The sequence below is a fragment of the Halomonas sp. GT genome (assembly GCF_002082565.1).
Classification (GTDB): domain Bacteria; phylum Pseudomonadota; class Gammaproteobacteria; order Pseudomonadales; family Halomonadaceae; genus Vreelandella.
Map to the genome: position 1 here is coordinate 1,553,014 of NZ_CP020562.1, position 22,929 is coordinate 1,575,942.

Annotated in this window: 30 protein-coding genes and 1 pseudogene; 26 read left to right on the top strand and 5 right to left on the bottom strand. The window is 45.0% G+C overall.

All coding sequences use genetic code 11. The features are described 5' to 3' along the window. The first annotated feature begins 37 nt into the window (after positions 1-37). From B6A39_RS07170 to B6A39_RS07210, 9 genes are all read left to right on the top strand, one after another. Positions 38-478 (top strand): YtoQ family protein, encoded by a 441-nt coding sequence (locus tag B6A39_RS07170; RefSeq protein ID WP_009723617.1) that lies wholly within the window; start codon positions 38-40, stop codon positions 476-478. 496 nt (positions 479-974) lie between these two features. Then, positions 975-1,214 (top strand): hypothetical protein, encoded by a 240-nt coding sequence (locus B6A39_RS07175; protein WP_083003172.1) that lies wholly within the window; start codon positions 975-977, stop codon positions 1,212-1,214. Positions 1,215-1,257: 43 nt separating this feature from the next. Then, positions 1,258-1,809 carry an ABC-three component system protein gene (locus tag B6A39_RS07180; RefSeq protein ID WP_083003175.1) on the top strand — a complete coding sequence of 184 codons (552 nt, stop codon included), beginning with the start codon at positions 1,258-1,260 and terminating at the stop codon, positions 1,807-1,809. Further along, a complete protein-coding gene (locus B6A39_RS19205) occupies positions 1,799-2,023 on the top strand; it encodes an ABC-three component system middle component 6 (RefSeq protein ID WP_083003179.1) in 225 nt (74 codons plus the stop codon). The genes B6A39_RS07180 and B6A39_RS19205 overlap by 11 nt, the downstream gene beginning before the upstream one ends. Continuing rightward, entirely contained in the window at positions 2,013-3,704 is a 1,692-nt protein-coding gene (locus tag B6A39_RS07190; RefSeq protein ID WP_083003182.1) for a DUF2326 domain-containing protein, read from the top strand. Before B6A39_RS19205 ends, B6A39_RS07190 begins: the two co-directional genes overlap by 11 nt. An 82-nt stretch (positions 3,705-3,786) precedes the next feature. Next, on the top strand, positions 3,787-4,143 hold the full coding sequence (locus B6A39_RS07195; protein WP_083003185.1) for a hypothetical protein: 357 nt from the start codon (positions 3,787-3,789) through the stop codon (positions 4,141-4,143). 222 nt (positions 4,144-4,365) lie between these two features. Further along, positions 4,366-5,073 (top strand): hypothetical protein, encoded by a 708-nt coding sequence (locus B6A39_RS07200; RefSeq protein WP_198036764.1) that lies wholly within the window; start codon positions 4,366-4,368, stop codon positions 5,071-5,073. A gap of 84 nt (positions 5,074-5,157) precedes the next feature. Beyond that, positions 5,158-5,598: an NUDIX hydrolase gene (locus tag B6A39_RS07205; protein WP_083003191.1), complete on the top strand. Its 441-nt coding sequence runs from the start codon at positions 5,158-5,160 to the stop codon at positions 5,596-5,598. A gap of 38 nt (positions 5,599-5,636) precedes the next feature. Further along, positions 5,637-6,335 (top strand): hypothetical protein, encoded by a 699-nt coding sequence (locus tag B6A39_RS07210; RefSeq protein ID WP_083003194.1) that lies wholly within the window; start codon positions 5,637-5,639, stop codon positions 6,333-6,335. A gap of 502 nt (positions 6,336-6,837) precedes the next feature. Here B6A39_RS07210 and B6A39_RS07215 read toward each other — a convergent pair. Beyond that, positions 6,838-7,947 (bottom strand): annotated as a pseudogene (locus B6A39_RS07215) (IS110 family transposase). 248 nt (positions 7,948-8,195) lie between these two features. Here B6A39_RS07215 and B6A39_RS07220 point away from each other — a divergent pair. From B6A39_RS07220 to rho, 4 genes are all read left to right on the top strand, one after another. Beyond that, the gene (locus B6A39_RS07220) at positions 8,196-8,903 is read left to right on the top strand and encodes a hypothetical protein (RefSeq protein WP_083003197.1); all 708 of its coding nucleotides are present in this window, start codon (positions 8,196-8,198) and stop codon (positions 8,901-8,903) included. Positions 8,904-8,998: 95 nt separating this feature from the next. Continuing rightward, positions 8,999-10,114, top strand: coding sequence for an AAA family ATPase (locus tag B6A39_RS07225; RefSeq protein ID WP_083003200.1), 1,116 nt, complete (start codon positions 8,999-9,001; stop codon positions 10,112-10,114). Beyond that, positions 10,098-10,838 carry a hypothetical protein gene (locus tag B6A39_RS07230; protein WP_083003203.1) on the top strand — a complete coding sequence of 247 codons (741 nt, stop codon included), beginning with the start codon at positions 10,098-10,100 and terminating at the stop codon, positions 10,836-10,838. Before B6A39_RS07225 ends, B6A39_RS07230 begins: the two co-directional genes overlap by 17 nt. A gap of 331 nt (positions 10,839-11,169) precedes the next feature. Further along, on the top strand, positions 11,170-12,123 hold the full coding sequence (gene rho, locus B6A39_RS07240; protein WP_083003206.1) for a transcription termination factor Rho: 954 nt from the start codon (positions 11,170-11,172) through the stop codon (positions 12,121-12,123). Between the two features lie 116 nt (positions 12,124-12,239). Here rho and B6A39_RS07245 read toward each other — a convergent pair whose 3' ends face one another. Continuing rightward, positions 12,240-13,436, bottom strand: a complete 1,197-nt coding sequence (locus B6A39_RS07245) for a DEAD/DEAH box helicase (protein WP_083003209.1) — start codon at positions 13,434-13,436, stop codon at positions 12,240-12,242. Positions 13,437-14,127: 691 nt separating this feature from the next. On the opposite strand from B6A39_RS07245, the gene B6A39_RS07250 reads away from it, so the two are divergent. From B6A39_RS07250 to B6A39_RS07270, 5 genes are all read left to right on the top strand, one after another. After that, positions 14,128-14,505: a DUF4440 domain-containing protein gene (locus B6A39_RS07250; RefSeq protein WP_083003214.1), complete on the top strand. Its 378-nt coding sequence runs from the start codon at positions 14,128-14,130 to the stop codon at positions 14,503-14,505. Between the two features lie 66 nt (positions 14,506-14,571). Then, entirely contained in the window at positions 14,572-14,991 is a 420-nt protein-coding gene (locus B6A39_RS07255) for a GNAT family N-acetyltransferase (RefSeq protein WP_009723609.1), read from the top strand. Positions 14,992-15,133: 142 nt separating this feature from the next. After that, positions 15,134-15,631 carry a hypothetical protein gene (locus B6A39_RS07260; RefSeq protein WP_083003218.1) on the top strand — a complete coding sequence of 166 codons (498 nt, stop codon included), beginning with the start codon at positions 15,134-15,136 and terminating at the stop codon, positions 15,629-15,631. Between the two features lie 24 nt (positions 15,632-15,655). Further along, a complete protein-coding gene (locus tag B6A39_RS07265) occupies positions 15,656-16,126 on the top strand; it encodes a pyridoxamine 5'-phosphate oxidase family protein (protein ID WP_083003221.1) in 471 nt (156 codons plus the stop codon). 192 nt (positions 16,127-16,318) lie between these two features. Further along, the gene (locus B6A39_RS07270; protein WP_083003225.1) at positions 16,319-16,726 is read left to right on the top strand and encodes a hypothetical protein; all 408 of its coding nucleotides are present in this window, start codon (positions 16,319-16,321) and stop codon (positions 16,724-16,726) included. Positions 16,727-16,889: 163 nt separating this feature from the next. On the opposite strand, the gene rlmF is transcribed toward B6A39_RS07270, so the two are convergent. Further along, positions 16,890-17,822 carry a 23S rRNA (adenine(1618)-N(6))-methyltransferase RlmF gene (gene rlmF / locus B6A39_RS07275; protein ID WP_083003229.1) on the bottom strand — a complete coding sequence of 311 codons (933 nt, stop codon included), beginning with the start codon at positions 17,820-17,822 and terminating at the stop codon, positions 16,890-16,892. Between the two features lie 123 nt (positions 17,823-17,945). Further along, positions 17,946-18,422, bottom strand: a complete 477-nt coding sequence (gene soxR / locus B6A39_RS07280) for a redox-sensitive transcriptional activator SoxR (RefSeq protein WP_083003232.1) — start codon at positions 18,420-18,422, stop codon at positions 17,946-17,948. 103 nt (positions 18,423-18,525) lie between these two features. Here soxR and B6A39_RS07285 point away from each other — a divergent pair, with 103 nt between their 5' ends. The 8 genes from B6A39_RS07285 (at position 18,526) to B6A39_RS07320 (ending at position 22,624) form a co-directional block, all read left to right on the top strand. After that, a complete protein-coding gene (locus tag B6A39_RS07285) occupies positions 18,526-18,948 on the top strand; it encodes a VOC family protein (RefSeq protein WP_083003237.1) in 423 nt (140 codons plus the stop codon). A 35-nt stretch (positions 18,949-18,983) separates the two neighbouring features. Further along, positions 18,984-19,172 (top strand): hypothetical protein, encoded by a 189-nt coding sequence (locus tag B6A39_RS07290; RefSeq protein WP_083003240.1) that lies wholly within the window; start codon positions 18,984-18,986, stop codon positions 19,170-19,172. 107 nt (positions 19,173-19,279) lie between these two features. Beyond that, positions 19,280-19,780 carry a GNAT family N-acetyltransferase gene (locus B6A39_RS07295; protein WP_083003244.1) on the top strand — a complete coding sequence of 167 codons (501 nt, stop codon included), beginning with the start codon at positions 19,280-19,282 and terminating at the stop codon, positions 19,778-19,780. A 130-nt stretch (positions 19,781-19,910) separates the two neighbouring features. Further along, positions 19,911-20,375, top strand: coding sequence for an NUDIX hydrolase (locus tag B6A39_RS07300; RefSeq protein WP_083003247.1), 465 nt, complete (start codon positions 19,911-19,913; stop codon positions 20,373-20,375). 38 nt (positions 20,376-20,413) lie between these two features. After that, positions 20,414-20,839 (top strand): N-acetyltransferase, encoded by a 426-nt coding sequence (locus tag B6A39_RS07305; RefSeq protein ID WP_083003250.1) that lies wholly within the window; start codon positions 20,414-20,416, stop codon positions 20,837-20,839. 54 nt (positions 20,840-20,893) lie between these two features. Continuing rightward, entirely contained in the window at positions 20,894-21,325 is a 432-nt protein-coding gene (locus tag B6A39_RS07310; RefSeq protein ID WP_083003254.1) for a GFA family protein, read from the top strand. A gap of 57 nt (positions 21,326-21,382) precedes the next feature. Continuing rightward, positions 21,383-21,925 carry a nucleotidyltransferase family protein gene (locus B6A39_RS07315; protein ID WP_083003257.1) on the top strand — a complete coding sequence of 181 codons (543 nt, stop codon included), beginning with the start codon at positions 21,383-21,385 and terminating at the stop codon, positions 21,923-21,925. A 120-nt stretch (positions 21,926-22,045) separates the two neighbouring features. Continuing rightward, positions 22,046-22,624 (top strand): DJ-1/PfpI family protein, encoded by a 579-nt coding sequence (locus B6A39_RS07320; protein ID WP_083003260.1) that lies wholly within the window; start codon positions 22,046-22,048, stop codon positions 22,622-22,624. Between the two features lie 95 nt (positions 22,625-22,719). Here the strand turns inward: B6A39_RS07320 and B6A39_RS07325 are convergent, their stop codons facing one another. After that, positions 22,720-22,926: a YrhK family protein gene (locus B6A39_RS07325; RefSeq protein WP_083003263.1), complete on the bottom strand. Its 207-nt coding sequence runs from the start codon at positions 22,924-22,926 to the stop codon at positions 22,720-22,722. Positions 22,927-22,929 lie beyond the last annotated feature (3 nt).

The following is a 22,929-nucleotide window of genomic DNA, read 5'->3' on the forward strand; positions in this document are numbered from 1 at the left end:
TTCTGTCTACTAAATAACTAAGTTATCAGGAGCGATTATGAGCTTTTACGTCTATCTTTCTGGCGAGATCCACACCGACTGGCGCGAAGAGATCCAGCGCGGCGCTGATGCAGCGGGCCTGGATATCGTCTTCACTGCACCCGTCACCGACCACGATGCCAGTGATGCCGCAGGCGATCACCTAGGCAAGCCGGAAAATGGCTTCTGGCGTGACCACCAGTCCTCCAAGGTCAACGCCATCCGCACTCGTACCATGATCGAGCAAGCGGATCTGGTAGTTGTGCGCTTTGGCGACAAGTACAAACAGTGGAACGCCGCCTTTGATGCAGGCTACTGTGCCGCACTCGCCAAGCCCTACATCACCCTGCACAGCGAAGACATCGTCCATCCGCTGAAAGAAGTTGATGCCCAAGCCCAAGCCTGGTGCACCACCACCGACCAAGTCGTTGAAACCCTGCGCTACGTCCTCAAAGCCTAAGCACACAGCGCCTCCCACAACCCCGTCACTGCATTAGTGATGTTGTGGGAGGGCGCTTTAGCCCGCAACCATCCCGCCCCATAAACAACCCCGCCACTGAATCGATACTCTGCCCAAGTGTTGTGGAAGGGCGCTTCAGCCCGCGAAGACTCAGCCACATAAACAATCTAGCCACCCGTAGCGCGGCGTAACGCTTGTCGAGGAACGAGCCAAAAGGCAGCATTAGCTGCCCAAAGCCTGCTCCAGCTCAATTTTTCTTCAAAGCCACGTGACCTAAGCCAAATTTATGAATACAGTATGGTTAGATCAGCAAAACTAGTGCGTACGCGAATTTTGGATGTTATTGTTAATTTAATTAAATATCAGATAGTTATGGCGTTTTGATACGCGTGATAAGAATGTTAAACAGCACAGCGCGTTTATTCAATATCAGAACGTGCAGTCTAATCACTGTTAGTTTTCTGGTTAATGCCGTCATTTATCGTCGAGGAAAGAAATGGAAAGTATCATCGAATTTGTAAAATCAGACATTGGTGTCACATTGGCCTGGATCTGTACTGTAGGTAGCACATTCTTTGCAGTTATTAAATCAAAGAAAAATAAGCAGTTGAAAATTAAAATTAGTGAAATTAACAATAATTCATCAATAGATAACAGTCAGGACAGAGTTACACAAAATGGCCAGAAGAATGTATATACGAAGAGGAATTCTGGCGGTATGAAAATAGATATGTAAAGGACTGAATCTTGACAATAGAAAATGAAAAGGTGATGCACCTGTGAATAAAACAGTCACTGTTGAGCGCAATGCTGGCAATATCATTATTGGAGATTCTCCCGAGTATGAAATCAGCTCCGCCATAAATGAATTGCTAAAGACATTAGCCAATAAACCATTTTCATTTAATAAAAAAAAGCGTCGCCCATCTTCCGAGACAGTTGTAAAGATAAAACACAATAATCTTAAATCTAAAAGTCATATCATAAAACAATATCTAGACCACTCTTCAAAAATAGAAGAAGCGTATTCTGATATTGACTCATTAATAACTTTTGGAAAAGATACGATTCTTCAAAATTTAAACGACTTATATTATCTGGCATTAGATGCTGCTGATATAAGCTATCTAACTTGCGATATAGACATAGAAGAAGTCAGAGAAAATTCAGAGTTTATTTTGGAATTCATCATTCAAAAATTAAAAAATACCGTATTTGAGTCTAAAAACACTCCAGCTTACAAAGAGCATGTTGAGTTAGGAGTGAATGTCGTTGTAGCTCATGCTTTTATTGAATGCATAATCATGGAGAACCCTACTTATGATTCCTAGTAGAGGTTGTGACCCTGAGATAAACGTCGTAAGCATCGGGGCAAAGATCTTAAAGAAAATAGCAGAAGAAAATTCATCTTTAGATTCCATGCTTAGTGGCTGCTCGTCGGATCTTGGAGTTTCGGTTGATCACATCATCCTGTCATTAGACTGGCTATTCTCAATTAAGGCTATTGGCTTTAATGGCGTAGAGGTGTTTATAAATGAAGCTTGATAGCCTTGAAATAAAGATAAACAATGAAGTCAAGAGATTTGTAAAATTCGAGTTTGGCCTGAACCTCATCACAAACAAACCTGACTCAGGTCGCACAGGTAATAGCGTAGGAAAATCAACCTTGTCAAGAGTTGTTGATTTTCTTATGCTGGGAAGCATAGAAAGCATTTACATTGATGAAGAATTTAAAAAACCAAATCAAGAAATTGAAACTCTATTCAAAAACAATGTTGTGACGGCATCACTCAGTTTCCATGACTACTCAAATAAGATAAACCAAATTTCACGGAATTTATGTGTAGGTACTGGCTCAGAATCTAAATTCTGGATAAATGGCGAAGCTGTTGAAGAAAACAAATATGAAAGTTTTCTTCAATATAAAATATTTAATATATTAACCAGAAGGCCATCGGTTAGAGCTGTTGCCCCTAAGTTTATTAGGAACGACAGTCACCGAATGTTAAGTACAACCAAGTTTCTTGATAAACGACAAGGTTCAAAAGATTATAGCGAGCTTTTTTTATACCTCTTCGGCTTCAGTAATACGTCTCTGCTTACTGAGAAAAGAGATGCAACTAACTTGGTTAATAGACGCAAGCGGAATTCAACTTCTATTAATGCCTTAGTGAAAGAACAAAATCCAAGAAGTGAAATTAAAAAATATAAGGCCGATGCTAAAGAGCTAGAAAATAATCTTTTGACATTTGAGTATTCATCAGAGTATTCGAATCCAATAGAGAGGCTTTCAGAACTACAGGTACAAGAGGATAGATATACTGAAGAGCTTTTGTCTATACAGCGAAAAGTAGACAACATCAATCATACTATCGAACTCTTATCTAAAGACAAAGATGGTTATTTAATCAATGAGCTTAAAGCTATATATAGTTTCTCTGGTGTCGCAATTGACGGAGCATTACGAGAACTTGAAGACGTCATTTTGTTTCATCAAAATCTCGTTGAAAGAAAGAAGCACTTTCTTACAATTGATCTACCTAAATTGGATGAGGAGTTTGAAGGGCTTCAGGCGGAGCTCAGCTCAATAAGGAAGGATAAGTTACAAGTTTTTTCTGACATGAGGTCTAAGGAAAGCTTAGATAACGTGACTAAGAATCTGAAACGACTTGGTGAGCTTAAAGTTGAGCTTGGAAAATTAGAAGGTCTAATGGAGCAACAGTCAAAAGCAAAATCAAATCAGATTGAAGCGGAAGCTCAGTTGCAAAAGATTCTTGAAGCTATTTCCAAAGAAATTGACAATGTTTATGTGTTTGAGAAAAATTTCAATAAACATTTAAGATCACTTACCAAAAGTCTTCATGATGAAGAATACAGCATAGATTTAGAATTCAATAAGGATAGTGGTACTTGTTCTATAGAGCTCAATAATTCAGCAACTAATCCTGAGGGCGGCAAAAAGAAAGCTGAAGTTATTGCTTTTGATTTTGCATATATACATGCCATTAATGAGTTAAATATTAATAGACCAAATTTTATTTTTCATGACAGTATTGAGGATATTGACAAAAAACAGATCGAAGACATCTTCAAAGAAGCTAGCAAGCTTCCAGGTCAACAGATTTTGTCAATGCTTTCAGACAAAATATCAGAAGAAACTTATAAGAGAATATCTAAAAATATAATTTTGTCTCTTGATGAGGATGAAAAATTCTTTCGTGTTTAAACGAAAACTAATAAGTCAAATCACTCGGACGCAGCAAAGCTGCGCCGGTGTTTGAAGCGTTAACTCTATCAAGGAACGGGCCATGAGCATACATGACACAATCACCCAAATCGCAAGGTCAGGAATGCCCTCGAGCACTGAAATCAACTTAAAAACTCAAATTGAGTATTATCAGGCTTTTATTTCATGGAACTTGAATGACGATCCTGAAAGGCCGAATAAAAAATCTAAGACTATTATTCTTAATGTTTCGTATGAAGTTTTGGAGGACATACTGAAACTACCAGAAGACAAGCAAAGACAGGCCATGAACCAGATTGAGGCACACCTTCGAGACAACCTTAAGTCGTTTGACACAAGTCATGATACGCCATACTGTACACCAGTTCCTTCAGTCACTTGGGTTATTGATTCAACTATCGCAGGGTTAGCAAGTTAAGGCATGCGACGTAGAAAAACGTGTGCCTGCTTAATGCATTAGCCGATTTTTTGTTTTCTATATCCGCTTTAAAAAGCTTCAACGATCAAGGGAAAAACATTGATAGCATTAGCGACGGTTCTTCTAGTTATAGTAGGTGTCGCGCAAGTAATTGTGCTAATAATACAGCGGCGCCAAACTTGCCTAACTTTTGTTGAGTTTTATAGAAAAAGATGGTTCGAGTTGCGTGAAGCATGGTCCATAACTGTATTTTTTGGTAGAGATCCAGACGAGTATTACCAAGTCGTAAATAAAAACGTTGTAAAAAAATACCAAGAGGATTCTGCTAAAGCCATGCTGAGCGCACCAACTATATGGGCGCGCGAGTCGATCCAAGCAACGTGCTCAATGTTTAGTGACGTATGCCTGAAAATCCTGCAAGGGCAGCTAGCAGTCGAAGATATTTATCCCGTTTTTGGAACCGAACTACTTCGGCAGAGTAGGCCGCTCAGAGTTTTACTCGATACTACGGTTGATGATGGCCGGCATAAGTGGTTCGGGATGCACGCTGGCCCTTCGCAAGTACAGGAAAATCATTACAGAGTACGAGAAGAGCTGCAGGACTGGTTAATTTATCACGATGGTATTAGGCGCCGGTGCCTTATTCTTATTGACCTACTATGGGCCGAGGCGGTGAGGCTTGGAGATCTGCCGCCTGACGATATCAAGAGCGCCGCTGACGCTAAAGAGCTGTCTGGGCATCTAAATAGACGTCGCCTCAGCGACGAATGCCGAAGATTAAATTTAGCAAAATACGGCATTCGAGGCCTATGGTTATCGTTCTTTTTGCAACACGCTGAATACAAGAAGAAAAAGTTTATTCCCGGTATTGACCGGGAACGTTTGAAGGAGCTCGATAGAGAATGGACAAAACGACTGCTTCGGAGGTAGCTTTTGCGGCTAACTGCAGTTGATCGCCCAAAGCGCTGGCGCGCTTCGGGCGGCAGCTGAGCTCAGGCGTTAGGGCCACTAGAAATGACACCAACGAAATCCTGCTCCGTGGTTCTGCGTAACGGCGAGGAGATGGAAGTTCTTGCATTCCTGCATCCGATTGCTGGCCTTCAGTTAGTAAAAGGCACAATTGAACCGGGCGAGAATCCAGGAGAAACAGCGGTACGCGAACTCGCAGAAGAGGCCGGCATACTGGCCGCAGAAATCAAATCTGATCTAGGCCTTTGGGAGTCTGGCTACCAAGATCAAATCTGGTCATTTCACCTCAGTAAGGTTGAACAAGAAATTCCTGATGAATGGGTTCATCACACTGCCGACGATGATGGGCATGATTTCAAGTTTTTCTGGTATCGTCTTGCCAAGCCAACCAATTCAGAGTGGCACGAAGTTTTTCAGGGGGCGTTGGCTTTTATTCGTACGGCCCTAACCAATCATTTCAGCGGATCCGCTAAAGCGGGCCGCTGAACTCAAGCGTTATGCCTTCAGTTAAGCAGGAAATTTAAATGAATGAAGCATTACACCCTTATGAGATGCAACTGATAGGCTATTCTGACTATGTTGCATTGGCCGCAGATAAAGGGCATCAGATACCCAATGATTGGGCCGGAGGGCGTTGTCCAGTTTGTAAAAGAAGAATGAGTGTTAGAAGTGGACATAAAAAGGATGATGGGCATTTTTATCATGTTGATAGTGATTTTTGTCCTACTAAAGATCCTTCAGCAAGGCCTTATCTTTCAAAAATACCAACTAAGGTTGATCTCGAAGCTGAGGCTCGAAACAAGAAATTTGCTAGCGAGCACATCGATCAAATTTGGGGACGACTGAATGAAATGGTTCCCTTTCTTGATTTCAAAGAGTTTATATTGATAATTGAACAGGCTAAGAAGCTTCGAGTTTATGGATATGTAAATCTTGATCCCGGTTTTTTGCCATATGTTTATGCGACATTGATTAATTTCTTGCCAAGCAAAAGCAAGAACAAATTGAGAAAGCTTAAGTTTTGTTTTTTCTTTGAATCAAGTGTTAAGAAGTTTGATGAGCTATGGATAGATAGAGGCGAGAATAGTCAGTTTTCAAGAATTTCATATAAAGGAACAGATACAAAAAAAGTGTCTATCTACGAGTTAGAGAAAGATTACTTGAATAGAGGGTTTTACCCATTGTCGCAAGCCCAAAAGAAATGGGTGTTCGATAAAATCTAGGCATAACACCTATGAGCTTTCTCTCTGTCAATAAGCCGTAGTGTTTTTTATTGGCCGCGTGAGCGGCCAATATCAAGTCCCTGAGCCTGTGATCCTACTTCATCTGTCATCGTTGGCTGTTGGTGGCTTACTGCAAAAATACCGCAAGGGTACTTCCTTCGGTCGCCTATTGAGGCTCTCTTGGTGTGATCGTTAATCACTGCCAAACCGGTTTGCTCCTTGCAGGTGGGTCTGGGGCACTAGGCATTCATCGGTTAACCAGCATCTGTCCTATTCAAACAGCGGGTTACTTTATAGTCCCAGTTAGTTTCAGGTTCAGCGCCGGTGTAAGCCCACTCGCTCAGGGTATTGGTGCAGGCCAGCAGGATGGGTAATCAAAGCGACGGGCTTCGAATTGGGTGTAGAAGTCGGGTTTCAGATCTGAAGATTAGTCAGCAGACACCCGGTTTCAGCACACTCCGTGATGATCCAGTTAGACATTGATCATCATCCTACTGCGTAACTAACTCGTTAAAAAGCGTTGTTCACCAAACACCTTTTCGTTTTTTAACATGAAATAGACCGCACGCCCTAGCTTGTGGGCCAGAGTCGATAAAGCTTTGGCTTTACCCATGCGTTTCTGGAAGCGTTGCAACAGCTTTTGTGCACCTGGATTACCGCGTAGATAAAGCACCGCAGCCTCAGAAAAAGCCCACTTTAGATGGGCATTACCAGTCTTGTTGCCCTGGGTGCCATAGGTCTTACCAGCCGATTCGGCTTTGCACTTGATCAGTCGGGAATAGGAGGAAAACTTCTGGACAGAGTCATAACGTCGAATATCACCCACTTCATACAGAATGGTGAGGGCTAAAATACGGCCAACGCCGGGAGTGGTGGTTAATAAGTGGTAGTAGGTCGGCTGATGCTTTTTAGCCTGCTTTTCCAATAGCCATTCCACCTGGCTTAGTTCTCGGTGGTAGCACTCTAAAACGGCCATATCTAAATCAATATTGCGCTGAACGAGCGGGTCATGAAAGGTTCTGCCCAGTTGCTCTCTGGCACTGACATTTTTAAAATTGACCTTGTTGGGTGGCAGATTGTACTGACTCGTTGTGTTGACAACATGAGCTTTGAGATCAGCGCCGTGGCGAACGAGCCCAGTTCGGCGGCGAAGCAGGTCGCGAGTAGCTCGCATTCTGCGTGGGTAGACATAAGCGAGGGGGAAGTTGCCACCGCGAATAAGCGCGGTAATTTTGTAAGAATCCACGCGATCATTCTTAGTTTTACCGCCATGAATGGCATTGAAAAGTACATCCTGTACTTTTCCCTTCGGGCCAGCTAAAGCTGACCAAATTCTTTCCAGAAGAATTTGTCATATAAAGGGCATGACCGAGAATGAAAGCAATGCCCTGGTCTTCACAGAAATCAGCGACTCAGTACCAGCAGTGCATGCATTCCCGATCACTAGATCATCCAGGTAGGTTTTGATTAGTCGAAGTAGAGGTTCTGGGCTAGCGGGAATCTCTTTATGCAACAGGGTTTCTCCCTGTTGATTGAGGATACAGACATAAAGGCTTCTAGCATGTAGATCAATGCCACGGTAGTGACGATGAGTGCTATTGTAAAAGTTCATTGAATCTTCTCCTGTTAGGTTTGGTCGCCTTTTCGCTTAGTGAGCTGGGGGAGAAGGCTCAATGAGTATCAAAAGCGTCAATTAGGACGCTCCTGACGTCGCGCCTATTACGCTGGCGTTAACGAGAAATACTGAGAGAAAATGAACAATTTCGGAAGCACAGCCAGCAAAAGTTATCGAGAAATCCTCTTGGAATTATTGCTCTATTTATCGTCCTTGTTTACGGAATTGCCGGTCTGGTTCTAGGTGTGACTGGCGAAAACTTACTGCAACAGCATAAAACAGTTTTGGTTTGGTTCTTGGCTATTTTCCCCTTCGCGGTTCTTGGTGCTTTCACTTGGCTGGTGAGTCGTCACCATACCAAGCTTTACTCACCGTCTGACTTTCGCAATGACGACGGCTTCATTCGGATTTTGTCGCCGGAGGAGCAAAAGAAAAGAATTAAAAGTGGGGTTAGGGAGATCAGAGAGGCTGAGCAAAAGCTGAGTGAAAAGCCACAAGAAGAGCCTCCGGCAAGAAGGAATAGCGAGATTGTGCGTTCAATTATCCTAGCCGAAGAACTGGCCTTTAGAGAATTGGAAAGCATCTATGGTGTTTCTATAAACCGCCACGTGAGCATTGGAGCTGGTTACGATACTGGGATTGACGGAATGTTTGTTTCCGAAAATCGGGCTTATATTGTTGAAATAAAATATGTGAAGCATAAAATTAATTTCGCCTCATTTGAAAAGGGCCTGCTGGGCATGGCGAATAAATTGAAAAATTTCAATCGGAAGAATTTCAACATCATTTTTTCTGTAGTTCTTGAAAACGAACAGCTTCTAACCAAAGAACAAATGGGTCAAATGATGGAGCGCTTCACGCAGTTCGGTTCAGAGATTGGAGTGAAGGTTCTTCCTAAGGTGTTTCTTTTGAAGGAACTCAAGGAAAAATTTGGCTATGAGGAAAATCGCTAACCAGTGGGTGAAGCTGACCGGTACTACGCTCCGCACCGGCAGCTTGCCCGAGGCGTTAGATTCTGATAGCCACTGGAAATTGAGAAGAGGTATGAGTGAATAAACTGAAATTAGTAGCGCTGCAAATTGATGACATGCACCTGGCCTTCAGAGATGGTCTGAACTACATCGTCGGAAAAAATAATACTGGGAAAACAACAATTTTTAACTGCATTAGATATGTGCTTGGCTTGAGTAAATCTAGTGAAAGTTCGAACGTATATAGTATAAATTTAAAAGCTCGAATAGATGATCATGACCTGTTTTTTTCAAGAGATGTTGGTGATTCATCAATTTCGGTTTCCGTGAATGATGTGCTCTACCGTTTTCAGCCAATGTCCAAAGACTTAAATGACTTTTTTTGTGAGTATCTACGCCCGGACTACATATTTGGGGCGAAATATGAAGACATGTTTAGTTTGTTGGACTTTTTCTTCTTATCTGAAGAGCGCTCAGTAAATCGGCGGAAGCAGTGGGAGGCAATTAATTCAGTCTGCGGAATCAATGTGTCATTACTTAGCTCCTTAGAGAAAGATGTTACTTCCCTAAAGAAAGAAGTTTATAAAAATAAAGAGATTCAGGACTCAGTCGAAGAGTTTTTGGGGCTTTTTTTAAAAAACCTAAATGGGTCTTCTCATGATATTGGCGTTGATAAGAGTATAGAGATAACAAAGTCAGAATATTTTTCAAAGTTTTTGAAGGATAAAGAGTTGCTTGTTGGTGTAACTAAGAAGCTAGAGGATCTCAAGAGCAAGTCTGCATATGAATTAAGTGATCGGGTTTCAGAGATAGAGAGAGTATTTATAAGCCTGAGAAATTTTGCAGGCTACGAGCGGTGGGCTCTTGATGATTTGGAGTCGCTTGTAAGGGGGCGAAACCGCTACATGTCATATGGTGAGGAAGTTTTCTCTAAATTTATTCTTATCTTGGCGATTGCGAAAATAGCTCAAGATAGGAGATATAACTTTCCAAGTATAATTGTCAACGATAGCTATTTGTCAGCTGGTCTTGATGAGAAAGCATACAGAAATGCTCTTGAAATTTTGGAAGATGTAGCCGGTAATGAAAATGGGGTTCAGTATATTGAGTTTACCTATCGCGACAATATCCCAAAAGAGTATGTAGTACTGAATTTGAATTCTAAAGGTGCCCTTCATGTCTTCAGAGACTAAAAATATGAATTTGGCCCAGAAAATATCTTTGACAATCTCGGTACTGACCTTTGTTGTCGGTTTTGTTGGTCTTACGCTAAGTGACAGTGTTTCAGATTTGATAGAGAAAGTAGATATTGTTGTGATTCAGGACTCTATAAAGCTAGATGGGCTTGCTGAATCAGATGGTTACATAAACACACTGAACCTTCGTAATCGAGGTAATGCTTCATCGACGAACATGATTCTGATTGTTGATTTCGAGTCAAAAATGCCAGATTACAATATATCAAGTGATGAAGATTTAGGTGAGACAGACATTAGTGGTAATAGGTTGAGAGTTCGCATGGATAGGCTTTCAATAAATTCAAGTCTAAGTATCAAAATGTTTTCTAAGTTTCCTATAAGTTATGAAGCATCTTACATTGACGATAGCGGTAACCATAAACTCTATGCAAACAAAGACACGGCTCAGCGAAGCCTAGTTGATATGATCCTGCTTCTCATCGTAATAATATCGTTATTAATTATTGTTTGGATATGTAGGAAGGCCTCAGAAAACGCCTTGATTGAGACTTTGCAGAACCATCAAAATGAAATTCAGGATAGGCTTCGTGAAGTTCGTGATGAAATAGGGAATATTGAAGTTGTTGTCAAGGATTCACCTAACTCTGTTACAGCGGAAACAGAAGGTAATGATAAGGGCTTCAGTCAAAGGCTCTCGGACTTTATGAATAAAATCTAACAAATGCAGGCACAGCGACGCCCATTACATTCCGCCTTCGGCTCCATTCTATGGGCGCGCATGCTGCAAGCATTGAGCCTGTAGAAAAACTCCGCTTAAGGCTAAGTTTTGCTAGGATCGATAAAGCAGTCGAGAAGTGTTTTGCATGCCGCGCTTCAAGCTCTATAAACTACTAAGATCAACTCCACTCCGGCACCTTTGCGCACGCGGTGTATTTTCTGATCGAACACAAGTTAGACTTATCCGTTTTCCATGCCGAGTACCGCAACGCTGCGACTGCTCGGCTGGCTAAGCTATTCATCAAGGTTATTCAAGGCGATCCATCAATATTATGGCGAGAAAAACACTCAGTTTGAAAACGAAAAGGCAGACAGATGCCAAGCCCGCCGACGAAGTTGAAGATCCATTTTCTGATGATCCCGAAAAACGTTTTTTAAATGGCGTGGCTATTCATCCTTCCCCACGCATTGTTTTAGAGCTTGGCTCTACGCAGCGTAGTGTGCGCGCGATGGATTTGATTACGCCTATTGGGATGGGGCAACGCGGGTTGATTGTTGCGCCGCCGGGCTCTGGCAAAACGACGATGTTAAAACATATCTGTCAGGCCGTGGCAGAAGCTCATCCTGACATAAAGCTGTATGCCTTGCTGATTGATGAACGCCCTGAAGAAGTGACCGATTTTAAGCGCAGTGTATCGGCAGACGTACATGCATCGTCTTCAGACGAAACCTACTCACACCATGTGCATTTGGCAAATAAGCTCCTTGAGGCGGCGCGTAAGCAGGCAGGCGAGGGTCATGATGTGATGATTGTGATCGATTCGCTTACTAGGCTATCGCGGGTTCATAATGCCGAGCAGCGAGGCAATGGTCGTACCATGTCGGGTGGGCTGGATTCCCGAGCGATGGAAATACCACGCAAATTGTTTGGCGCTGCGAGAAAGATCGAGAATGGCGGATCGCTCACGATTCTGGCCACCGTGCTGGTGGATACCGGTAGCCGTATGGATCAGGTGATTTTCGAGGAGTTCAAGGGTACGGGCAATATGGAAATCGTGCTATCACGGGAAGTGGCGAATCAACGGATTTTCCCGGCGATAGATATTGCCAAAAGCAGTACCCGTCGAGAAGAGCTATTGATTGATGCAAAAGACATTGAAAAAGTACGTGCATTGCGTCGAGCGTTGACACATCTTAAGCCAGTAGAAGGCGCGCAGAAGTTGTTTGAGTTATTGGATAAATATCCAACCAATGCCGAGCTGTTAGATGCGTTTTCACCCGCCTAACGGTGGAAAAGATCTTTGACGACCGCAAGTTTTTTAAAAGCGACGTTGACTCCAGAAGTATTTAACAGTGAAGCCCACCTTTATATTTATCTAAAGGTGGGCTTTTGTGTTAAGGCTTAACGACTGCTTTTTTTAACGTGGTTCAAGTTGGAAGCGGGGACGGCTTTTTTAACCGGGAAGCCCTCAACTTCTTTGCGCTCAATCGTATTTTTCAAACGCTTTTCAATCGCACAAAGGTTTTTAAAGTCGCTGATGTCGACAAGAGAGATGGCTTCACCTGATGCTCCCGCGCGGCCGGTTCGGCCAATACGGTGGATGTACTCTTCTGGCTGAAAAGGTAGATCGTAATTCACCACTCGGCTCAGTTCACCAATATCCAACCCCCGAGCGGCTACGCCCGTAGCCACTAGGTACTTCAGTTCGCCAGTTTTGAACTGATCTAACACCTTCTCGCGCATGGCCTGGCTTCTGCCGCCATGGATGGAGTCTGCTTGAATGCCGCGCTTTTCCAGCTGAGCCACCAGTTTGGCTGCACTGTGTTTTTTCTCGACAAAAATAAGTGCCTGATCCCACGCTTGCTCGTTGATCAAGTGGCTCAACAGGGCGGACTTGGTGTCTTTGTCTACCGTGATTAGCCACTGTTTGATATTGGCGGCGGCGCGGATGTTGGGAGAGATGGAGATGTCAGCCGCCAGGTCGGTCATCTTACTATCTGAAAAACCGTAGGCGAGGGCGCGAACGTCGCCGGTCATAGTGGCTGAAAACAGTAGGTTCTGACGGTTTTCAGGCAGGCGTACTAAGATTTTGTGGATATCATCGACAAAACCCATGTCAACCATTCTGTCCGCTTCGTCCAGTACCATGACCTGAAGTTCATCAAAGTGCAGCGCACGCTGATGCGCCAAATCCAGCAACCTGCCCGGCGTGGCGACCAGAATATCCACCCCTTCGATTAGCCGCTCTTTTTGCGGCGCGGTGTCCACACCGCCATACACAGCCATAGAGGTTAACTGCGTGTGTTTAGCGTATTGAGCCACATTGGCTTCGACTTGAACCGCTAACTCGCGGGTCGGCACCAGAATCAGCGCACGTATGCGTTTGCCGCGTAACGCTTCCGATTGACTGAATCGCTCTAGCAGAGGCAGAACAAAGGCAGCAGTTTTGCCTGTGCCTGTTTGTGCGGTTGCGATTAAGTCTTTGCCCGAAAGAATGGCAGGAATCGCTTGTTCCTGAATGGGCGTTGGCGTTTTATAACCTAGTTCGGTAATTGCTTGAACAAGAGGACGGGATAAGCCTAGTTTTGAAAATGACATGAGGTGCTCAGACAGATGGTCGTAAGGTGTGTCGAAAATTAAAGATGAGGCAGTATAGCGTAAAAGCAGCCGTTCATTGCTCGAATAGTGCAATTAGCTTCATAGCGCCGAATGGCGATTTTTGTGATGAAATTAAAGGTGTTAATTAAATGAATGGTAAGTGATTTTTTATAGCACGTTTTGCTTTTTATGATCTGGTTTTTTAATTTTGAATACTATCTCTTTGAATTATGATTCGGTTTTACTAAGCAGTCGACTACTGAAGCGGAACCGCTTCAGCCCTCGCATATTTTCGAGCCACAATTGCGGGTGCGCTTCGCTTACCACGCACTACAAAACCATTAAAACCCAACGTTTACACATTTGTAGCGCGGCGTAACGCTTGGCGAGGAACGAGCCAAAAGACACCCGCGATGGCGGCGCAGCCGCCCAAAATAGCCACAGCGCAATTTTAAGCAAAGCTGCGTGACCTAAGCCAGTTTTATTAATAAAGTATGATTAGATTAGTGGGGCGAAGCGTTTGGTCAAATTTTGGTTATATACTGCCGGATTATTGTCAATTAAATGATATATCAAATGCTTAGGGGTTTTTTACGCGCACGATAAGCGTGTTGGAGAGCGCAGTACGTTCATTCAATATCAGAATGCGCTGTCTAATACGCTGTTAATTTCTAAAGACAGGGAGCAGTCCATGAATCGAGAAGGTCTGAAACAAGCACGAGAACACTGGTACGCCGCCTATTTCGCTGGTGACATTGAGTACCTTGTCCAAGTTCAGGCAGACAGTTTCACGGTTGCCACTGAGCGTGGTGTCCAATCCAAGAAATCCCAAATCGATGCTATCGCTTTAGCCAAACGGAACGGGAGCTGGTTTCCTCAAGGCGGGGAAAAACAGGATACTGAGCTAAGCTTTCAGGAATCTAATGGCAGCATCACCACAGTAACCGGTAAGGGGGTTACTCTCACTGGTGAATCCAAAGGGCCGGTGGTAGCGTTTATAGAAACCTGGGAGTGGAAGGGTAGTGCTTGGCAGGTTGTCAGTCTGAGCTACGGTGCTGCCCGAAATTAAAATTAACAAGTCGCTGCAGTAAGCGGCCGGTGGTCGCCGCTGGGCTCCGCGTTATAAGAAGGGAATATGAATTACGAGCTAATAGAGGTTCCCTCTGAAAAGGAAAGCTTTGAACTTTCCCAAAAGTTTCAGGAGTTTGTAAATTCCAATACTCCTTTGCCAGATGAGTCAGCAGATAAGAAATTCATAATAAACGTGAGAGACAGCGGCAAAGGGTTAATTGCTGGGATATTGGCTAACGCATACTGGGACGGTCTTGAGATTGATATCTTGTGGGTAGATCGAAGCCACAGGGGTACAGGCCTGGGCGCTGAGCTGCTCGGAAAAGCTGAGCAATATGGAAAGGAGCAAGGTGCGGTCATCTCGTTTCTAAAGACTGTAGAAGCCAAAGGCTTTTACGAAAAGTACGGCTACCAAGTTTTTGGTATTTTGGAGGATCGACCAATAGGTACTTTTCTCTACCATATGAAGAAGCGATTGGACTGAAATCTTATAACCACTAGCGTCAGTCGGACCGATTTTTTTCGCTTCCTATCCATAAAACCGGCCTCTACGTTGAGTCTGTAGATAAGCCCCTTTGATGTCTAAGTCTTGGTAGGATCAGCTTAGTTATATGACAGGAGAAGATGTGCATCATTTAGCAGCCCAATGGATAGTGGGATTACTGAGAGAAAGGAGTATTCCTTTTTTGATCTGCGGGGGACTCGCAGCAAAGGGGTATGGTTCTGAGCGTGATCTAAATGACATTGACCTTTTTGTCCCCGGCGAGCACTTTGCGTCAGTGGTTCAGGCCGGTCAGGAGTTGGTATCCAAAACTGCCGCTCACCGTCAAGAAGAGGGTTGGGATCTAACCTACGTCCAGTTTAAGTATGAAGGCGTTAAAGTGGAGGTAGGTAGCGCCGACGGCCCGCAAATTTTCGATGCAAGTAACGAGACCTGGGTACCGCTCAACATAGATTTTTCTCGCTATGTGATCGTGCATTTGTTGGGTCTTGAGCTTCCCCTTATGCTGAAGGACGATCTGGTTCGGTATAAATCTGCACTCGCACGGCCGGTGGATATTGAGGATATCTGCGCCATCCGTCAGAGCGCGGAGCTAGAAAATTCATCGAGTGGCGGGCGCTAGGCATTCGAGGAGGGGGCGTCAGAAATGCTAACTAAAGAAGTGTGTGCCTCTGCGGAGCAGAGTGTTCTCTGTTGGCTAGCCACAAGTGATGAAAGTGGCCAGCCGAATGTATCGCCAAAGGAAGTCTTTGCTGTTTTGGATAGCCAGCACATCGTAGTGGCAAATATTGCATCACCAAAGTCAGCTAAAAATATCAGAATAAATCAGAAGGTATGCCTTAGCTTTATTGATATCTTTGTCCAGAAGGGCTTTAAGATTATTGGTACTGCCACTGAGCTAAAGCCAACAGCACCAGAGTATTCCCATTGGGTTGCACCACTTCTGGCTATGGCGGGGGATCGCTACCCAATTCATAGTGTGCTCGTTATAAAAGCGACTGCTGTCGAACCGATTGTTGCGCCTAGTTATCGACTTTATCCCGCGGAGACCTCGGAAGAATCACAAACTCAGGCAGCACTGCGTACTTACGGTGTGAATCGAGGCAAAAGGCCTTGATAGTGTTATTTTAAAATGACTTTGTGAAAGGGGGCATCAGCCTACGATGATATCCGACAAGCCACCTTGCCACTAAACGAGTGTTCTGCACTGGTTCTTTGGGAGGCAGCTAGTGAGGGGTGAGCTAGCCAAATAATACAGTGAATTCGCTCATTGCGATCACCGCACGCTCAGGCGTTAATCGGAAACTAAATGAATCCCGTCATTCAAGAAGAAATATCCGGCTGTGGCATTGCAGCATGCGCAGTGCTTGCGGGCATTACCTATGCGCAGGCCAAAGAGACAGCCAACGCCTTGGGTATTTATGCCGAAGATACAGCGCTTTGGTCAGATACGAAGTACGTCCGTAAACTCTTGCGTGCTTTGGGTATCATGGCTGCGCCAACAGAGATGCCATTCGACACCTGGGTGACTCTTCCAGACAAGGCGTTGTTGGCCATCAAATGGCGCACAGAGCAGGGCAGGCCTTTCTGGCACTGGGTGGTGTTTGTCAGAACCAAGCAAGATGCCGTGGTGCTGGATTCCAAGAAAGCCTTGAAATCCAATATCCGTCGAGACTTTGGGCGTATCAAACCCAAGTGGTTTATTCATGTAGATTAAACATAAGGGCTACTATCCTTAATGCTCAAGGGGAGCGTGGATATCGCGTTGTACCGGAGTCTGCCCGTGGAGTAGTCAATTAGCGTTTGGCTTCGGTGTTTATTGGTTATGTGTTTGGCGCCGACTTCAGTGTTTGCCTGCAGGCGTAAACCTCCTAAGTGGCTCAGATGAATGTCCAGGCCAACACTCTCGTGATCTTATTTCCCTGCTTCATCTCTATTTCCCGTACATCAACGGCACCGAGCTTACGAATCAACTTCTTGGCAGGCTTAACATTGTCGGTTTTTGAAACCAGGCTGGTAAACCAGCGACACTGAGTTGAATACACCTTACTTTCTCTTATCAGCTTTTTAAGAAACAGCTGTTCGCCTCCCTTACACCAAAGCTCTGCCCCCAGCCCGCCAAAATTCAGAGTAGGGGATTGGTTTTTTGGTTGTTGTTCACCGCGACTGCGAGCAAGGTTATTGAGTTTAAGCTGGCTACCTTTAAGTGCTTCATCAAGCGAGGCATGGAAGGGAGGATTGCATACGCTGACATCAAAGAACTCGCCAGCTTGAATAATCCCTTCAAAAATGTGGTTTTTATCGTGCTGCATGCGCAGCGTGAAGCGTTCTTTGAGTGTGGGGTTGTTGGCGATAATCGTGGCTACGTTTTCAAGCGACTGAGGGTTAATGTCACTACCGACACACTGCCAGCCGTAAATTTGGCAGGCCAGTAGTGGGTAGATTCCATTGGCTCCAGTCCCTATATCGAGCAGCTTGATACTGCGCTGTTCACGCCCCAACAAGTCAGCTATGTAATGGATATAGTCGGCTCTGCCTGGGATTGGAGGGCACAGCGCGCCCTCAGGAATATCCCAATCGACAATGTTGTAGTGCCGGTTTAATAACGCGGCATTAAGCGTTTTTACTGCCAATGGGTCTGCGAAATCGATGGAAAGGTCGCCATGCGCGTTCGGTTTCACATGGGGGGCTAATGCTGGGTGGCTTTTTACGAGGGCCGGGAAGTCATAGCCTTGGTTGTGTCGGTTCCTCGGGTGCAGGCCTTTGCGAACAGGCTTGGCTCGACTTTTTTCACTTCGATGGAGGGTGTTCACAGTAATAGGCCTGAGGCTTGGCGCTCAATAGTAGAGTGGGTTTGGCTTAGCCAGTGATTATAATCTCAATGGCTGTGACGTGCATGCTCGGCAGTTCGAGGGGAGCGAGAGGCCTCCTGTTCATTACACGTTTGTTTCTTGTCGGGTTCTGGCTTTTTGCTCTGCCTGATCGAGAAGTACGGGGCCGCTACCTGATTCTGCCAGCTTATCGTCAGGGTTATAGAGTGGGCAATTAGTCATGCTCAGGCAACCACAGCCGATGCATCCCACTAGGTTGTCGCGCAGTTTTTGCAGGTAAGCAATTCGGCCATCAAGCATCTGCTGCCAGTTTTTTGAAAGCTGCTGCCAGTCTTCCACTGTTGGCGTGCGGTTATTCGGTAATGATTCAAAGGCCTGCTTGATTTCCTCCAGACTGACGCCAACTCTCTGTGCTGCTTTTATTACCGAAATTCGCCTTAGCACTTCTGGTTTATAACGCCGCTGATTGCCCGCATTGCGCCAGCTGTGGATCAGCCCTTGCTGCTCGTAATAGTGCAAGGTACTAACCTTAATACCGCAGCGTTTCGCTACCATTCCGACACTCCAAATAACCTCTGCCATCACTCACCCCAAAATTTTTTTGCCATTCTTTCCCACAAACCACTTTACCTCAACTTAAGTTGAGGTTTTATCCTGCCATCTCACTTAACGCAAGGAGACGCTTATGTACTTAGAACACGTGAATCTGGTGGTTACTGATATGGATGCCATGCTGGATTTTTACCGGGCAGTCTTTCCACACTGGCGGGTGCGAGATGAAGGCCATGGCGAGTGGTATGGCAAACCGCGTAAATGGGTGCACTTTGGTGACGATGAAAATTACTTGGCGTTAAGCGATCACGGCGAAGGGGCGAATCGCGATTTGAAAGGTCACAGCGTTGGACTGGCCCATTTTGCATATGTGGTCGATAACCTCGATGCCGTTGTTGCTAGGCTCAATAACGCGGGCTATGCCATTGCCAAACCTGGCGCTGTAGAGCCGTTTCGGAAAAATGTCTATTTTGTCGATCCGGCGGGTTTTGAAGTGGAGTTTGTCGAGTACCTGAGTGACATCCCAGCCGAGCGAAATTTAAACCGTGATGCTTAGCAACCAGCAGTACAGCAACGGAAAGGGTCAGTGTAATGAACGTTGCCGTTGTGTTTCATTCTGCTTTGGGCAGTACTAAGCAACTCGCGCAGGCTGTCGCTGCTGGAGCGGCAGCGCAGCCTGGTGTTGATGCTATTCAGATAGAAATCGTTGGCGCAGATATTGTTGAAGGGCGTTACTTAGGCCAACGGGTGGCGCAAGTCAGCAAGAAGTTTACGGTTTGAGGGCTGTTCACTTGGGCGTGCAGCAGGTGCTGACTAGTGATAGATTTACATTAAATTAGTAAAAAATAATGTAAATTACATTAGCTGCTGAAATTCAGGAGATTTTGATGAGAGTTGAAACTCAAAAAGGGATATTGGAAAGCGAGTGGCACTACTTAACTCAATGGAAAGAGAGAGTATTTCCTGAAGAGGGGCGAAGCAAAGAGTGGTCACCTGTTTCCTGGCATAGCATCGCCTACTCGGAAGCGAATGATCCTATTGGTCACATTGGTTTTGATCGTTTTGAAGTGCTAATTGATGCCGTGCCACGCTTTGTAATTGGTATTGGAGGGGTTGTTGTGCGGCCAGAATATCAAGGGCAAGGCATACCGGCTTTACTGTTTAATGAAGTGCATCATCAGGCAAGTAAGCGTTTGGGAGCTGATGTATTTACGCTTTTTTGCCCGTCTCGACTGGTTTCGTACTATGCAAAACAGGGTTATCAGCAGCATCGTGGTGACGTTTATTTCCTACAGCAAGGTGAGAAAGTACTTTCTACTTTCGAGTTCATGCATTGTGGCGAATTAACCGCGGATGGAGAGGTGGTGCTACAAAGCGAGCCCTGGTGAGTGTTGGTTTTCTAATAGGTGCATATGGTACCGCCACGCAGTTTAAACAAGTTTTGTAAGCTCTATTGCGTATATCTCAGCGGTCACGTGTGCCGGTGTCAATGTCTAAAGGAGTTATGGAGCGTTATAAATGGAGATAAGAAAATCATCCAGGCTAATAATTGTCGATGAAGAGGGACGTTTGCTCCTGTTTTTATACCACGATGAGCATCATGCGCCATTTTGGGCGACCGTTGGCGGCGAGCTGAAGTCCGGTGAAGGCTATGTTGAGGCTGCTGAACGTGAGTTATATGAGGAAACAGGCTTAATACAAAACGTTGGTGAAATGATAAGAGAGCGAGATGACGTCTATGCCGTTGCGAGATCGGTGCCAGCTCGGTGGCTTGAACAGTACTTCTTAGTTGAATGGCCTGCCAATAGAGACGTATTTGCTGCAGAGTGGACCGATGAAGAAAAGAGTACGATTCAAAAGTGGAAATGGTGGAGCTTAGACGAATTGCTCGATAACGACCCTGATCTTTTCAAGCCCGAATGGCTTCCTGATTTACTTCGCTCTGTGCTGCACAAACAACGGTTATCAAACGAGTCTCTGTAGTGCATTGGTTCAGCTGACCATCAGTAAGGAATATTTAAATGATTCGTAAATGCCGAGAGACGGATATTGACCAGATATTGGAGATATGGCTTTCAGCATCGATTAAAGCGCACGCTTTTGTTGAGGCGGAATTTTGGGCGTCAAAGGTTAACGAAATGCGAGATGTTTATATCCCCGCATCGGAGACGTTTGTCTTTGAATCTGGCAATCAGATAGCAGGATTCTACAGTTTGTACGGAAATACGCTGGCTGCCATTTTTGTGTCCCCAGAGTTACAGGGCGAAGGTGTGGGGTCTGCGATGCTGGATGATGCCAAGAGCAGAAGGGAGTGCTTGCAACTGTCGGTCTACCAGGAAAATACTCCCAGTATCAACTTTTATAAAAAGCAGGGGTTTATTTCATTAGGTGAGCAAGTTGATAAACAAACAGGCCATCCTGAGTTGGTCATGGAGTGTTATTGCTAACACAATGTCGCGTTAGTGTGGGCTGTTGGATGTGAAGTATTATAGGAGTGTTGAATGAAAGGTGAGTGTCTCTGCGGGGAGGTTAAGTTCAGCGTTAAAGGAGAACTACCAAACTTCTATCAATGCCACTGTTCTTTGTGTCGGAAAGCAACCGGTTCTTCAGCGAATGCCGCCACGTTTGTAAGCGAAGAGTGCTTTCACTGGATGTCTGGTCAAGACAATATTCGCTCTTTTCAAAAACCAACTGGCTATCGGAATGATTTTTGTTCGAACTGTGGTAGCTCAGTACCCAATAAATTGAGAGATACGGGGCTGATATGGATCCCCGCTGGACTGCTTGAAGGGGAAACGGGATCACGCGTTGCTGTGCATCTTCATTTGTCTTCATCGGCGACATGGGAACAAGCGTCCAGCAGCAGCATTCGGTTAGATGATGGACCCAATAGCTTAGCGTCGCTTCATGAAGCATTACAGCGCACAAGCTGATGAATACACTGTTTTATTTTCGATAATCAGAATAAAACGCCATGGTAAGGTGTTGCGATGGATCATGAAGCGCTGATCAAGCAATGGATAATGAGCGATCCTGATCGCCTGGAGGCGCTGACTATCGCGGCTGCGCAGGAGCTGCCGGGTTGGTGTCTCGCTGCGGGGTTCGTTAGAAATTTGGTGTGGGACAAGCTGCATGACTTTTCAGCGAGTACGCCATTGAACGACATTGATTTAATTTACTTCGATTCGAACGACATAAGCGTTTCTCGTGATCGTGAGATTGAGCAAGGGTTAAGAGGCGTCTCAACCTTTCCCTGGTCAGTAAAGAATCAAGCAAGAATGCATGAGCGAAATAGGGACTATCCGTATACCTCAACTGAAGATGCGATGAGTTTCTGGGTCGAAGTAGAAACTGCTGTAGGCGCTGCTTTGGATGATGGAGAAATCACTATTGTGGCTCCCTTTGGCGTTAAGCCACTGTTTGACTATACCGTTACATTAAATCCTAAACGGCCAAAACGAACGGATTTTGAAGCCCGGGTATACAACAAGCGGTGGCTGCAAACTTGGCCAAAGTTGGTGGTAAATGCTTAACACCAGCTAATTCGATGAGTTGCCGAATCGAAGTGGTGCGGTGTAACGCACGTTGAGGAGTGGTGGCTTTATTCTTAACTGTTGGCAAATAGCAAACTTAGATTCTAAGGACGTCCTCAAATGAACATTGGTATCTATATCTATGACCAAGCTGAGGTGCTCGATTTCTCGGGCCCCTTTGAAGTTTTTACCACGGCCAGTCGCGTCAGTGATGAAGACGCGCCGTTTTCAGTATTTTTGATTGCTGAAAAAGACGGCCCGGTAACTGCTAGGGCGGGATACCAAGTCTTGCCAAATGCCACCATTGATAATCACCAGCCTTTGGATGTATTGATTATTGTCGGTGGTGTACACACGGGTGAAATGGCAAACGAAAAGGTAAAGGCCTGGATTGCAGATCAAACAGCCATAGTGCAACAGGTGGCCACAGTGTGTACCGGTATCTTCCTAGTTGCTAATGCCCAGCCTAGCCTGAAAGGAAGAGTGACTACCCACTGGGACGATCAACGTGATTTGCGAACTCAGTTTCCGCAGCTTGATGTGGTGGAAGACGTGCGCTGGGTAGACGATGGCGGTGTTATTAGTTCCGGTGGCATCTCGGCGGGGATCGATATGTGCCTACACTTGGTAGCCAAATTGCACAGCTCCGAGCTTGCGGAGAAAACAGCGCGACAAATGGAATATCGCTGGAACCGGTAGGATTTTCCTATACGTAAGCAGCGGGTTTGGGCATCTTATAAGCCGCTAGGTAGCTAAAACCCTAGCGGCTATAGCAATGTCGGGTGTTGGCTCAACTAGACGTGCTTTTTACCCGTATTTTTAATACTCAATGCGTAAATAATAAACATGATGAGTGACCCCATTACAAAACACCATACGCCTACGGTTGCATAGAAAGCGCCGGACGGTAGGAATAAAAGACTGCCAAAGAAAAAACATAAACTGGATAAGAGACCCAGAATATTAGGTAGCTGTTGACGCTGTTTCGTCACACTGTTCATTTC